We start from the raw sequence: 14,181 nt of genomic DNA on the forward strand, positions 1-14,181 counted from the left end.
ACTCATTCTTCTTTTGGACCGGGCACCTTGGCACCGACATATTCGGCGACCAACTGGTGTGCCTCGTTGAGTGCCACATCCAAATCGTAATTCTTTATGATTCTATCAAACTGTGGGGCCGTGGCCAGTTCCACAGAGGCTTTGGCAATCCGCATATTGATCTTGTCATCGCTTTCGGTGCTCCTTTTCTTGAGTCTGATCTTCAACTCGTCCACACTGGGCGGTTTCACAAAAACGGCCAAGGTCTTGTCGGGGAACTTCTTTTTTATGCGCAGGCCTCCCACCACATCGATATCGAAGATCACATTTTTACCTTCGGCCCAAAGGCGTTCCACTTCACTTTTCAGCGTTCCGTAGAAGTTGTCCCGATAGACTTCCTCCCACTCCAAAAAATCCTCGTTCTTGATGTGTCGCTTAAATTCCGATACAGACATGAAGTAATAATTGACGCCGTGTTTTTCTTTACCTCTTCGCGGTCTTGAGGTTGCGGATACGGAAAAGGCCAGGTTCAGTTCGGGTTGTTTCAACAAATGTTGGACGATGGTGGTCTTTCCACTGCCGGACGGTGCCGAAAAAATGATGAGTTTTCCTCCTTCTGTCATAATACGTTGAGCATTTGTTCCTTGATCTTTTCCAGTTCGTCCTTCATCTGCACCACCAATTGCTGCATGGGGGCATAGTTGGCCTTGGAACCTATGGTATTGATCTCCCTACCGATTTCCTGTGCGATGAACCCCAATTTTTTCCCATTGGAGTCATCGGACTTCAGGGTTGCCTTGAAATAGTCCAAATGGTTGGCCAAGCGTACTTTTTCTTCGGTGATGTCGTATTTTTCCAAGTAATAGATGAGTTCCTGTTCAAATCGGTTGGCGTCCAGTTCCACCTTGAGGTCCGCCACTGCCTTCTCCAAACGTTCCCTCACCGTTGCCAATCGTTCCGGGTCCATCTCCTTGATCTGTGCCAACAAGGTGTTCAGGTTGTCGAGGCGTTCATCAAAATCCTTCTCCAATACCTTTCCCTCTTCGTTCCTAAAGGAAATGATCTCGGAAAGGGCCTCTTTCATGGCGTCCGTTATGGCTTTGTATTCCGCCTCGTCGATGTCGTCCCTTTCAGTTTTCAAGGTATCGGGCATACGCAGTGCCAGTTCCAATAACTTGATGTCATCCCCTTTGGCAATGTTTGCCAACTGTTCCATGTATTTCTTTACCATGCCCTGGTTCACTTCCGCAGTGGTCTCCTCCCCGGTGATCTCCACATAAAGGGCAAGATCCACTTTTCCACGCACCAAAACATCGGCTATCATCTTGCGGAGTTCCAATTCTTTTTCCCTATAGGTTTGTGGAATCCTCGCATTGATGTCCAAGTTCTTGCTGTTGAGCGATTTTAGCTCAACGGTAATCTTCTTTGAAGGGAGCTGCACAATGTGCTTCCCAAAGCCAGTCATGGATTGGATCATATATACATGAAAATTTTGCCAAAGGTAACCAAAATAGCCTTTGGCCTCTTTGCCGTCAGAAAATGTTAGGTCTGGAGTGGGCTAGGACGTTTTATAATTCCCTCACCCAAATGTTCCTATAACTCACCCTGCTGTTGTCGCCATGGTCTTGCAGCCTGATGGGGCCCTTGCCATGTGGTGGGTTTTTGGGCCACCCAATGTAGGGGGTCGTTCCCTTGATCTCGGCATGGTCCTGGATCAAGACCCCATTATGGATCACGGTCAATGTCCCCGACTTCACTTTTTGTCCCTTTTCAAAAACAGGGGCATGGTAGATGATGTCATACACGTTCCACTCGCCCGTGGGCACGGAAGCCATGGCCAAAGGGATGTGTTGTTTGTATATGGATCCTACCTGACCGTTCACGTAGGTGTCGTTGTCATTGTTGTCCAAAATCTGCACTTCGTAGAGGTTGGAAAGAAACACCCCGCTATTGCCCCTACTCTGGTTCTTGCCCTGCACTTCGGCAGGGGATTTCCATTCGATATGGAGCTGTACACTACCAAAGTTCTGCTTGGTCTGGATATCCCCTGTCCTGTTCTTCACGGTCATGCTGCCGTCTTTGTTAAGGGTCCACTTGGCCGCTGTGCTGTCCACGGAACTGATCCATTCGTCCAAACTGGTGCCATCGAAAAGTACGATGGCATCACTGGGCGGGGCACCGTCCTTTCCCGGTGCCACCTTTGGTGGTACAGGTTGGTAAAGCTCAGTGGCCTCCGGTTTGGTGGGCTCTGTTTCTTGGGCAGATACGTATAGGCCCATCAGTATGGCGAAGGCTACGAAAATGTTTCTGAATGTTGACATGCTATAGCTCTTTGATCTTGATATTTCTGAAAGACACGACATTCCCGTGATCCTGTAGTCCTATTTTACCCGTTTTGAAAGCTCCGAAACCTTCCCAATCCGCAAACTTTGAATCGGCGACCAATGCATCCCATCCCGGACCTTCAACAGGAAATTCAACAATTTTGGTCCCATTGAGCATGATGTAACCTTCATTGGTCTTGTGGTTGATCATGACCTCAACGGCATTCCACTCCCCTGCGGGCTTGACCACATTTGCCGATGGCGATACCATATCATAGAGCGCGCCGGCCAAACGATCGGTACCGTTCTTGGCATCGGGATGCCTCTCATCGTCCAATACTTGGATTTCAGGACCGGTGACATAAGGTTGTCCATATTCTTCACTTTCATTGACCCCCCAGAAAATACCACTGTTCCCTCCTTCGGCAATGTTCCATTCCAAAGTGAGCACAAAATCGGTGAACTCCTTGTCCGTGACCAGATTGTAGTTGGCTCCTTCGGGCCTTGTTTCCGGTGGATAGAGCACCATACTGCTATCCTCTATCTTCCAAGGTTCACCTACTTCCCCTCCATTGTAAAAGTGCCATCCTTCAAAGGATGTGCCATCAAACAGGGTAATCCATTCAGGTTCTTCCACTACTTCAATGATTTCTTCTGCTATTTCTTCCGTGTTCTCTTTTGGCTTTTCCTTGCAAGCAAAGGTTAAGGCCAAAGCGGCCAATACAATTGGTTTTTTCATAATCCTAGTATTCGTTTTAGTTGATTTTTATCTATTTCTGCTCCTGCAAAATCATCGAAGGTCTTTGTGGTGGCCTCGATGATGTGGTCCTGTATGAACTTGGCACCTTCGCGGGCTCCTTGTTCGGGACTCTTGATACAGCATTCCCATTCCATCACAGCCCACACATCACATCCATATTGGGTCAGTTTGGAGAAGATGGTCTTGAAATCGATTTGGCCATCTCCCAAGGAACGGTACCTACCTGCTCTATCGCCCCAGTCGTTGTACCCTCCAAAGGCGCCTTTCTTGCCCGTGGGATTAAACTCGGAATCCTTCACGTGGAATGCTTTTATAAATTCATGGTAATGGTCTATGTATTCGATATAGTCCAACTGCTGCAATACAAAATGGCTGGGATCGTAGAGAATGTTCACCCGCTTGTGATTGCCCGTTGCCTCCAAAAAGCGTTCAAAGGTGTCCCCATCATGCAGGTCTTCCCCAGGATGGATCTCATAGCAGACATCCACTCCCTGTTCATCAAAATGGTTCAGGATGGGCAACCATCTGTTGGCCAGCTCCTCAAAACCCATTTCCACCAATCCGGCAGGGCGTTGTGGCCATGGGTGGGCAGTATGCCAAAGCAATGCCCCAGAAAAGGTCGCGTGCGCATTAAGGCCCAACCTTCTGCTGGCCGTGGCTGCTTTTTTTACGGTTTCGATGGCCCACTGGGTGCGTTCCTTGGGATTGCCCTTAAGGGCATCGGGCGCAAAATTGTCGAACATGATGTCATAAGCGGGGTGCACCGCTACCAATTGCCCTTGCAAGTGGGTGGAGAGTTCCGTGATCTCCAGTCCATAGGAATTGATCTTGCCCTTCAGTTCGTCGCAATAATCCTGGCTTTCGGCCGCCTTGTCCAAATCGATGAGGAACGATTCCCAAGTGGGTATCTGGATGCCTTTGTACCCTAAACTTGAGGCCCATTTGCAAAGTCCGTCCAAGGAATTGAACGGAGGTTGACTATCCACAAATTGCGCTAAGAATACAGCCGGTCCTTTGATTGTTTTCATTTAAAATTGGTTTTTGGAATTTGTAAATCCTGATCTATTTGGGATTTATCATCTATATTTAAGAAAAAAACTGTGTTAATTTTACATCTCATGAAGTAAAATATAAATATAGGGATTCATTAACAATTAAAACAATACAAGGTGTACGAAAACAAAGTCTATGATGCTATTGTAGTTGGCACAGGCATAAGTGGGGGTTGGGCCGCCAAAGAACTGTGTGAAAATGGCCTTACGACCTTGGTACTGGAACGAGGTCCAATGGTAAAACATGTGGAGGACTACAAGACCATGAACAAGGACGCTTGGGACTTCCCCTATAGGGGAAACCTAAGCCGGGAGGACCAAGAAAAGTATCATAAACAATTACGCGTGGGTTGGGCACCCCGTGACGATGTAAAACATTTTTTTGTGAATGATTTGGAACATCCCTACCAAGAAACCAAGCGGTTCGATTGGATCAGAGGGTACCAAGTCGGCGGACGATCCCTGACCTGGGGCAGACAAAGCTACAGGTGGAGCGATGTTGATTTTGAAGCCAATAAAAATGAGGGCATTGCCGTGGATTGGCCGGTACGCTACGAAGATATTGCCCCTTGGTATGACAAAGTGGAGACCTATATTGGGGTAAGTGGCGAAAAATTGGGTATCAAACACCTCCCAGATGGGCAGTTTCAGCCACCCATGGAACTGAACTGTGTGGAAAAAGAACTTCAATCTGCCCTTGGCTCACAATTCGACGATGATCGGCTCTTGACCATTGGTCGGGTTGCCCACATTACCGATAAAGACCCCAATATTGAGGGCCGCGGCCCTTGCCAATACAGAAATCGGTGCTGGAGGGGGTGTCCGTTCGGAGGATATTTCAGCAGTAATTCCTCCACCTTGCCTGCTGCAGAGCGCACCGGAAATTTGACCCTACGTCCCAATTCCATTGTGTACGAGGTAGTGTATGATGAAAATCAAAAAAGGGCCACCGGGGTAAAGATCGTGGATGCCGAAACCCATGAAAAAATAGAGTTCAAGGCAAACATTGTTTTTCTCTGCGCCTCGGCCATGGCCTCCGTGGGCATTTTATTGCAATCCAAATCAAAAGTTTTCCCCAACGGCATGGGCAACAACCATGACCAGCTCGGGCGTAATATCATGGACCATCATTACCAATTGGGTGCTTCCGCGAAGGTAGATGGGCATTTGGATAAATACTACAAGGGAAGAAGACCGAATGGGTTCTATATCCCACGGTTTGTCAATCTCGATGAAAAAACCAAACGAAAGGATTTCCTGCGCGGTTTTGGCTACCAAGGGAGTGCCAGTAGGGGCAATTGGGCCGAAACTGTGGCCGAACTGGGTCATGGCACTGCTCTCAAAGAAGCCATTTTGGAACCGGGAGGTTGGGAAATCGGGATGACCGGTTTTGGTGAAATGCTCCCTTACCACGACAACCGTGTGACCCTGAGCAAGGATAAAAAAGATCAATGGGGACTGCCCCAATTGGACTTCGATGTGGAATTCAAGGAGAACGAATATAAAATGAGGGAGGCCATTAAGGAGGAGGCCACTGCCATGCTAAAGGCTGCCGGCTTTAGAAACGTCAGCACCTACGATAGGGAAACGGGTCCCGGTCTGGGCATCCACGAAATGGGGGGAGCAAGAATGGGGCACGACCCAAAAACATCCATCCTCAACAAGCACAACCAACTACATGATGTTCCCAACGTATATGTTACCGATGGGGCATTCATGACCTCGGCCAATTGCGTAAACCCTTCTTTGACCTACATGGCTTTTACTGCAAGGGCCGCGAACCATGCCGCCCAACAATTCAAACAACATAAATTTTCTTAAAACCTGCTTATGGAAAATGCCTCTGCCCGAAATCTTTGGGGCGATTTTTTGGATGCCCATTTGGAATTTGCTTCCGAGGATGCGCCTAAAGTCATCCATTTTTGTGACAATGAAAAGGATGCGGATACCTGCGTCGATTTGGTATGCAAGGAAATCAAAAGAGCGACCTCCCATTCTTTGAAGGGAATCCAGCTACGGAACGAAAAATTGCCCAAAATAGGTGACTTTTATGTGGTAACGGACTGGAACGGTAATGCCAAGTGCATCATTCGTACCACTTCGGTAAAACTGGTGCCCTATTTTGCCATCCGTGAAGAACATGCCCGCTTGGAGGGCGAAGGGGACAAAAGCCTTTCGCATTGGAAAAAGATCCATTGGGATCATTACACCCGTGAGCTTGCCAAATTTGGCACCCAACCTACGGAAAGTATGATCGTGGTCTTTGAAACCTTTGAAATGTTATATAAAAAATAATGTCCGCCAAAAGCGGACATTATTTTCAACGTTTTAGGGGAAACATCAATCCATGTCCACCCAAATATTGCCCTGTTTGTGGGAAGCCACAGTATTCTCGATAAAATTGAGCCCGCGCACACCATCCAACATGGTCGGGAATTCCCCATTGTTGTATTCCTCTCCACGGATGGCTTTGGCCACGCCCAAATAAATATTGGCCATGGCATCAAAGATGCCTTCTGGGTGTCCTGGTGGCAGTTTGGTACCGTCCAGCGATAGTTTGGAGTTGTACGCATGGCCAGGTTTGTACACCTGCAATGGCTCTGGGTCATTCAATTTGTAGAGGTAATTTGGGTTTTCCTGTTCCCATTTCAATCCTCCTTTTTGGCCATAAATGGCAATGGAAAGGTTATTTTCTTCCCCTGTGGCCACTTGGCTCGCCCTAATGACCCCTTTCACATTTTTCTCCATACGAATAAGGGCCGTACCGTCCATATCCATCACATTGTCATCATAGATATAATTGAAATCACATAAAATGGACTGTACCTGCAAGCCAGTGGTGAACTCGATCATATTGAAGGCGTGTACCCCTATATCTCCCATACAGGAACTGATGCCCGCCTTTTTGGGGTCGAGCCTCCAAACCGTTCCACGTTTTTCCTTGTCGTGGATTATGGGGTTCATCCAGCCTTGATAGTATTGGGCGTCCACTTTGTGGACTTTCCCGATTACACCATCCTTGATCATCTCCCTCATTTGGCGCACCATAGGGTATCCAGTGTAGGTATGGGTAACCGCAAAAACGGTGCCCGCACTTTTCAAGGTGTCCTGTAATATCTTGGCCTCTTCGTATGTAGTGGTCATGGGTTTTTCACAAATGACATGAAACCCGTTATCCAACAGCTTTTTGGCCATGGGGAAATGGAGAAAATTGGGCGTAAGGATGGAACATACCTGAATGCGCTCATCCTCTGGAAGCTTCATTTCCTCTGCTATCAACGTATCAAAATCCTTGTAGATACGGTTGGTGGGGATATCTATTTCCTTTGCGAAATCTATACTTTGCCCATGGTCCGGGTTGAAGACCGCTCCTACGATTTCATAGTTGTCATTGATGAAAGAGGCCACTCTGTGCAGCACCCCGATTAGGGAATCACCGCCTCCTCCAAGAATTCCAAGTCTTATTTTTTTTGGCATTTTCTATTTTTTACTATTTGATTAAACGATTTCTTCTGAAACATGGCCTTGCGGCACTCTTCGTTCTTCAAGCTTTTTTCGGAACAAAAACAAAATGGCGAACAAAACGGCCACTGCCAATGGGAAGAACATCATTTTTCCCAAAGTGGCCTTGCCCGCGGTAAGCTCTGCTACCTGATCGGTGAGTCCAGAAGCCACTGCGGATTCCTTTGCACTGTCCAACCATCCGCCGATTACGGGCTGCCATATGGATGTGGCGAACATTCCGGCCCCACCGACCAATGACATCCCCAATGCACCTGTCTTGGGAAGGTACTCCGAGGTGAAACCGATCATGGTAGGCCAAAAATAACAAACTCCCAAGGCAAAAAGAACTGCCGCCAAATAAATCATGGAACCTTCGGCAATACTCATGCTATAGACTGCGGCAGTGGTGACAATGGCCGACAATAGGAGCACACCGATGGGATTGATCCTATGCACTATGGGGCCTGCAAAGTAGCGGCCAATGGCCATAATTCCCGTGACCATGGCCAACACCAACATGGGGCTGGCACCTGAATTGCCCAAAATACGTTCTACCCATTGTTGTGGCCCAAATTCCGAAATGGCGGTAAGGGTCATACAAAGCAATATAAAGATGAACAATGGATCTGCCAGGGATTTAATATTCTTGGCCGTATCGGTTTCAATATGCTCGCTCTCTGGAAATTCTTGTTTGAAAAACATATACCCATATATAAGGGTAGGTATCAACATCACTCCAATCTGTAACTGCCATCCCATTCCAAAATCGGTCATGAACTTGGAGATCAATGACCCTATCACAATACCTCCTGGAAACCACACGTGGAACTTGTTGAGCATTGCTGTACGGTTTTTGGTGTACATATCGGCAATCATAGGGTTACAGGCAGCCTCAACGGACCCATTGGCAAAACCAATGAAGAATGTGGAAATGATCAGGGTCCAAAAGCCTCCTGCCACTATGGTGAGCACCAACCCCAACAGGTGGCAGACAAACGCGGCCACCATAAGTTTTCGAGCCCCTATTTTGTTATATAGTAGGCCTCCAAGGATCATCGCCAGCGGAAAGCCCAAAAAGGCCATACTGTTTATCCAGCCCAATTGTTGGTTGGAAATCCCGAATTCCTCGCCTAACTGGGTCAATATACCTGCCCTGATGGCAAAGGTCATCGAAGTAACGACCAAGGATATACAGGCCGCCACAAAAAGTTGGTTCTTATTTACGTTTTTCATGGTTTGCATTCGTTATTTGTTATGTCTCTTGCTTATTAATGGTCCTGTTTGCTTTTATGATTTATAGGCTATTTTTTCATTTTTGAAGAATAGCATGAACAGTATGGCCACCACCAATGCAAAGCCTGCCGGGTACATCCATATATTCTGCCATTCGTGCACTCCTTCTATTTTAAAATAATCCGCAATTTTCCCGGCGACCCAGAACCCGATGAGCATCCCTACACCATAGGTGGCCAGGGTAATCAGCCCCTGTGCGGAACTTTTATATTTTTCTCCCGCTTTGGAATCCGTGTAGATCTGTCCTGAAACAAAGAAGAAGTCGTAACAGATTCCGTGAAGGGCTATCCCAATGATCAACATGAACAAAAGCTCTCCTGTGTCCCCATATGCAAATAGCAAATAACGCACGGTCCAAGCCAGCATCCCTGCCAATATGGTTTTCTTGAACCCGAATTTTTTAAAGAAATAGGGGAGCAGTAACATAAACAACACTTCGGAACCCTGTCCAATGGTCATCAGTCCCGTTGGGTTTTCCACGCCGATCTCAGCAAGGAACGGATTGGCATTTTGGTAATAAAATGCCAGAGGGATACATATCAATACCGAAGATATAAAGAACAGAAGGAAGTTTTTGTCCTTCAAAAGCTTTAGGGCATCCAGTCCCAATATCTCGGAAATATCCACTTTTTCATTCCTGTTTACTTTTGGTGGAGTCTTTGGCAGTGTGAAGCTAAAAAGGCCCAAAAGTGCAGAAGCGACTCCTGTCATCAAAAATGTGTTCTTCAACAGACCTGCCTCCCTACCTTCGGGTGAATCCCAGAAAAAAACATAACTGATCAAAAGTCCGGCAACAATCCATCCGATAGTACCAAAAACCCGCACAAATGAAAATTGTTTGGCAGGATCCGACATTTGGTTGAAAGAGACCGAATTCACCAAGGCCAATGTGGGCATATACAGGATCATGTAGATCAGGACATACGGATAAAAAGTAGCGAAATCGGTACTTTGGTACATCAGGTACATCAATACGGCACCCATCAGGTGCAATACCCCTAAAATCCGTTCGGCGTTGAAGTATCGGTCAGCTATTAGACCAATAATGAACGGTGCTATGATGGCACCCCAGGATTGTGTGGAAAAAGCCATGGCAAGCTGTGCGTCCGTGGCTTGAAGGTTGTTCCCCAAAAACGTACCCAATGACACGAACCAACCGCCCCAAATAAAAAATTCGAGGAACATCATAAAGGACAGTTGAAATTTGGTCTTATTGTTCATGCAAGGTGTTTAGTTGATAGGTTATCGTTTGTAATGTATATAGTCCAATGGTTCCGGCACTGTTCCAGAGGCACGCAGTTCCATCATGATCTGGCCCCTGTGGTGCGTGGAATGGTTGATAATGTGAAAAAGGATGTCCTTGGTCTCATTGGAGAAGGTCCTTCCCTGGCTGTTCTCATATTCCACCCGTTTCATAAAATCTTCGGTGTTTGTCAAGATCTCAAAAGAGGTGCGCTGGTTTTCGTAGTGGACCTCTTCCCACTTTTCAATAGGTTGTACGTCCCAAACACCAAATTCACTGGGCCTGCCCAGCAGTCTGTGGTTCCAGATATGATGGGCGTTCAAAATATGGCTGAAAAGCCTTTGGCAGTTCTCAGGAACTACGTCCAGACCGCCACACTGTTGGATGATTTTTTTGTTACAATGAAAATTGTAATCGAAGAGTTGTTGCAAAAATCCCTTCATGGACCCTAAAATTATTCGGGTAAGTTAAGCACTTTTTCCAATAACTTTTTGGTGGCCAAAATCCCTTCCTCTTCGCTGAGCTCGCTTCCTTCGTATTCCACGCCCACAAAGCCTGAATAGCCAGCTTCTTCCACAATGTCCATTATTTTTTCATAATCCACCCGGGTCTCGTTGCCTTCGGCATCGAAGCTATAGGATTTGGCACTTACGGCCTTGGCATAGGGCATCAACTCTTCCACTCCTTTATATCTGTCATATTCCTCAAGGCATTTGGACTCATAGTAATCGCCTGCTTCCCTTTTGATGCAGAAATTTCCGAAATCGGGCAATGTGCCACAATTGTCCATTCCCACTTTTTTCATCACCTCGACCAACAAGCCCGCATTTGAGGAAGGCCCACCATGGTTCTCCACAATGATGTTGATGTTCTTGTCCTTGGCATAGGTGGCCAATTGACTAAGACCGTCAACAGAAGCAGGTACCCATAGCTCGGGGTCCTGTGTTCCGTTCAGGTTCACACGGATGGAATGGCAGCCCAATGCAGCGGCGGCATCCACCCACTTGTGATGGTTTTCCACGGCAGCTTTTCTTTCTTTTTCATCCGTGGCCGCCAAATCACCTTGGCCATCTATCATAATGAGCAAGTTCTTCAAACCATGTTTTTCACTTTCGGCCTTGCTTTTTTCGACCCAGTTCTTCATGGCCTCCTCGGAAAAGTTGGCTGCCTGGAGTTCTTTATAGTAGAGTCCGCTCACATATTCCAGACCTTCAAAACCCCACCCTTTGGCCTTCTCTGCAAAGGTATAGGGGTCCACCCCTTCTTCCAATATCATTTTGTGCATGGACCATTGGGCCAATGAAAGTTTAATGTCCGATTTGGCTTCTTCGATCATCACCTCTTCTGCCATCCCATCATCGACAACTTCCTTTTTGGGGTTCTGTTTGCAGGAAAAAATTCCAAACAATACAACTGCAAATGCGGATAAAACACCTTTTTGGGCTAAACTACTTCTGTTCATATTTTTAAGTTGATAAAATTCAGTTGGAATCCAAAAACTATAACGTTATAGTGGCGAATTCTCAATAAACATAGGGATTAAATGTAGAAAATTAATTTAATAATTGATACATTTAGCAAATAAACAATCCGAATAAATGAGTAAATTTTATTACAACCAGGAGCAAGAATCCTATGATGCCATCGTGGTAGGAACGGGTATCAGTGGTGGTTGGGCCGCCAAGGAACTCTGCGAAAATGGGCTCAAGACCTTGGTCTTGGAACGTGGACCAATGGTGAAACACCGTGAGGATTATCCAACGGCCAATTTAGATCCATGGGATTTTCCAAATGCCGGACAACCCACCAGGGAAGAACTGAAGCAACAAGAAAAGCAGGCCAGGACAGGATATACCGTCAGGGCCGAATCCAAGCATTGGTTCGTGAACGATCTGGAACATCCTTACAATGAAACAAAACGATTTGACTGGATGAGGGGCTACCATGTGGGAGGCCGTTCCATTATGTGGGGCCGTCACAGTTACCGCTGGAGCGATATCGATTTTGCCGCCAACAAGAACGAAGGCATCGCCGTGGATTGGCCCGTACGCTATAAGGACATTGCCCCTTGGTACGATAAGGTTGAAAGTTATATCGGTGTTTCGGGCGAAAACCTGGGTCTTCCCCAACTGCCTGATGGGCAATTTGAACCCATGATGGAGCTCAACTGTGTGGAAGAGCATGTCAAGGGAAAAGTGGCCGAACACTTCAATGGCCGTGTGATCACCGCCGGAAGGGTGGCCCACATCAACAGTGATAAAAAATTCGAGGGAGATGGAAGGGTTCGTTGCCAGTTCCGTAACCGTTGCGTGAGAGGGTGTCCTTTCGGGGCCTACTTCAGCAGTGTGTCGTCCACATTGCCCGCTGCGGAAAGGACCGGGAACATGACCCTGAGACCGGACTCCATCGTACATGAGATCATTTATGATCCCAATACCAAAAAAGCGACCGGTGTCAAAGTAATCGACAGGGAAACCAAGGAAGTGTTCGAGTTCAAGGCAAAGGTCATCTTCCTTTGTGCCTCGGCCGTGGCCACTACCTCCATTTTGATGCAATCCAAGTCGGACAGGTTCCCTAACGGATTGGGGAACGACTCTGACCAATTGGGCAGAAACATTATGGACCACCATTTCTTGGTTGGCGCCAGTGGCAAATTCGAAGGTTTTGACGACAAATACTATAAGGGAAGAAAGCCCAACGGAACCTATATTCCACGATTTAGGAACCTTGGTGGGGATACCGACATGAAGGACTTTACCCGTGGCTATGGGTACCAAGGTGGTGCCTCCAGGGGCAACTATGAAGAATTGGTTGCTGAGGCCTCCTTCGGAAAAGGCTATAAGGATGCCATCCTCACACCTGGCGGATGGACCATGAACATGTTGGCCTTCGGGGAAATCCTTCCGTATGAGGACAACCGAATGATCTTGGATTATGACAAAAAGGACAAATGGGGACTACCTACGGTTACCTTCGATGCCGAAATCAGACAGAACGAGCTGAACATGCGCAAGGACATGCAGGACCAAGCGGTACAGATGCTTGAAAAGGCCGGTGCCAAGGACATCACGCCCTATGACAACCCTTATGCCATTGGGTTGGGTATCCATGAGATGGGCACCGCCCGTATGGGCCTTGACCCAAAGACCTCTGTGGTGAACGGATACAACCAAGTCCACGCCTGTAAGAACGTCTATGTAACGGATGGTGCATTTATGGCCTCCGCAAGTTGCGTAAACCCATCGTTGACCTATATGGCGTTTACAGCAAGGGCCGCCAACCATGCCGCCCAAGAACTCAAAAAAGGAAATATATAATGGAAAGAAGATCTGCACTTAAGAATATGGGATTGGCCTTTGGTTATGCCGTGGCCACTCCGACCCTTTTGGGACTGCTCCAAAGTTGTAAGGACAAACCGGCCTATGCCGAGTGGGTCCCCAGTTTTCTGGACAAGGAAAAAGGATATGCCCTCGCCCAGACACTGGACGTGATTCTTCCCAAAACTGATACGCCATCCGCAACGGAAATGAACGTACACGTTTTTATTGACAAATATTTGGACGAAGTAATCCCATTGGAACAAAGGGATTTTGTGGTCATGAAAATGAACAAATTCTACGATAAGGTTCTGGCGGATTCCGGCAAGGAGACCCTGATGGACATTGAACCCGTGGATATTGAACCCGCACTTCAAACGTACCTAAGAAAACGTTCGGATGAAGAAGAGATAGCACATTTTGAAGCCATCAACAGTTACATGGAAGCCATTATGCAGGGAGGCCAAGCCACTCTGGACGATGATATTTCCCGTTTCTCCTTTGCCAACGATCTGAGAGATCTGGGTACTTGGGCCTACAAATCATCAGAATATGTTGGTGAGGAAGTATTGGCCTATTTGCCCATACCAGGAGAATACATCCCCTGTGAAGACCTCAACACGCTGACCGGCGGAAAAGCTTGGTCCTTATAAGTTCAATCTCTTTTTGAGATATAAAGAACCTCCAATTTTATTGGAGGTTTTTTTGT

Annotated in this window: 14 protein-coding genes; 4 read left to right on the top strand and 10 right to left on the bottom strand. The window is 47.1% G+C overall.

Annotation, left to right across the window (positions count from 1 at the left end; genetic code table 11):
* Positions 1–2 precede the first annotated feature (2 nt).
* From gmk to FOT42_RS06065, 5 genes are all read right to left on the bottom strand, one after another.
* Complete coding sequence (gene gmk, locus FOT42_RS06045; protein WP_151889678.1) at positions 3–602, bottom strand: guanylate kinase; 600 nt, start codon at positions 600–602, stop codon at positions 3–5.
* Positions 599–1,456: a YicC/YloC family endoribonuclease gene (locus tag FOT42_RS06050; RefSeq protein WP_151889679.1), complete on the bottom strand. Its 858-nt coding sequence runs from the start codon at positions 1,454–1,456 to the stop codon at positions 599–601. The genes gmk and FOT42_RS06050 overlap by 4 nt, the downstream gene beginning before the upstream one ends.
* Before the next feature lie 91 nt (positions 1,457–1,547).
* Complete coding sequence (locus FOT42_RS06055) at positions 1,548–2,258, bottom strand: 3-keto-disaccharide hydrolase (RefSeq protein WP_226789815.1); 711 nt, start codon at positions 2,256–2,258, stop codon at positions 1,548–1,550.
* A 43-nt stretch (positions 2,259–2,301) separates the two neighbouring features.
* The gene (locus tag FOT42_RS06060) at positions 2,302–3,042 is read right to left on the bottom strand and encodes a 3-keto-disaccharide hydrolase (protein ID WP_151889681.1); all 741 of its coding nucleotides are present in this window, start codon (positions 3,040–3,042) and stop codon (positions 2,302–2,304) included.
* The gene (locus FOT42_RS06065) at positions 3,039–4,091 is read right to left on the bottom strand and encodes a sugar phosphate isomerase/epimerase family protein (protein ID WP_151889682.1); all 1,053 of its coding nucleotides are present in this window, start codon (positions 4,089–4,091) and stop codon (positions 3,039–3,041) included. The genes FOT42_RS06060 and FOT42_RS06065 overlap by 4 nt, the downstream gene beginning before the upstream one ends.
* Before the next feature lie 141 nt (positions 4,092–4,232).
* Between FOT42_RS06065 and FOT42_RS06070 the strand changes: the two genes are divergently transcribed.
* Together FOT42_RS06070 and FOT42_RS06075 are read left to right on the top strand one after the other, a co-directional pair.
* Entirely contained in the window at positions 4,233–5,936 is a 1,704-nt protein-coding gene (locus tag FOT42_RS06070) for a GMC oxidoreductase (RefSeq protein ID WP_151889683.1), read from the top strand.
* A gap of 9 nt (positions 5,937–5,945) precedes the next feature.
* The gene (locus FOT42_RS06075) at positions 5,946–6,410 is read left to right on the top strand and encodes an ASCH domain-containing protein (protein ID WP_151889684.1); all 465 of its coding nucleotides are present in this window, start codon (positions 5,946–5,948) and stop codon (positions 6,408–6,410) included.
* Between the two features lie 45 nt (positions 6,411–6,455).
* On the opposite strand, the gene FOT42_RS06080 is transcribed toward FOT42_RS06075, so the two are convergent.
* Genes FOT42_RS06080 through FOT42_RS06100 form a run of 5 tightly spaced genes read right to left on the bottom strand, consistent with a single transcriptional unit; the run spans position 6,456 to position 11,617 of the window.
* A complete protein-coding gene (locus FOT42_RS06080) occupies positions 6,456–7,592 on the bottom strand; it encodes a Gfo/Idh/MocA family protein (RefSeq protein ID WP_151889685.1) in 1,137 nt (378 codons plus the stop codon).
* Between the two features lie 21 nt (positions 7,593–7,613).
* Positions 7,614–8,852: an MFS transporter gene (locus FOT42_RS06085; RefSeq protein ID WP_151889686.1), complete on the bottom strand. Its 1,239-nt coding sequence runs from the start codon at positions 8,850–8,852 to the stop codon at positions 7,614–7,616.
* Positions 8,853–8,906: 54 nt separating this feature from the next.
* Positions 8,907–10,133, bottom strand: a complete 1,227-nt coding sequence (locus FOT42_RS06090) for a nucleoside permease (RefSeq protein ID WP_151889687.1) — start codon at positions 10,131–10,133, stop codon at positions 8,907–8,909.
* Positions 10,134–10,154: 21 nt separating this feature from the next.
* Positions 10,155–10,598, bottom strand: coding sequence for a DinB family protein (locus FOT42_RS06095; RefSeq protein WP_151889688.1), 444 nt, complete (start codon positions 10,596–10,598; stop codon positions 10,155–10,157).
* An 11-nt stretch (positions 10,599–10,609) separates the two neighbouring features.
* A complete protein-coding gene (locus FOT42_RS06100) occupies positions 10,610–11,617 on the bottom strand; it encodes a sugar phosphate isomerase/epimerase family protein (protein ID WP_151889689.1) in 1,008 nt (335 codons plus the stop codon).
* Between the two features lie 136 nt (positions 11,618–11,753).
* On the opposite strand from FOT42_RS06100, the gene FOT42_RS06105 reads away from it, so the two are divergent.
* Positions 11,754–13,472: a GMC oxidoreductase gene (locus tag FOT42_RS06105; RefSeq protein WP_151889690.1), complete on the top strand. Its 1,719-nt coding sequence runs from the start codon at positions 11,754–11,756 to the stop codon at positions 13,470–13,472.
* Complete coding sequence (locus FOT42_RS06110) at positions 13,472–14,125, top strand: gluconate 2-dehydrogenase subunit 3 family protein (protein ID WP_151889691.1); 654 nt, start codon at positions 13,472–13,474, stop codon at positions 14,123–14,125. Before FOT42_RS06105 ends, FOT42_RS06110 begins: the two co-directional genes overlap by 1 nt.
* The last annotated feature ends 56 nt before the right edge of the window (positions 14,126–14,181 follow it).

The organism is Flagellimonas hadalis (assembly GCF_007785775.2).
Classification (GTDB): domain Bacteria; phylum Bacteroidota; class Bacteroidia; order Flavobacteriales; family Flavobacteriaceae; genus Flagellimonas; species Flagellimonas hadalis.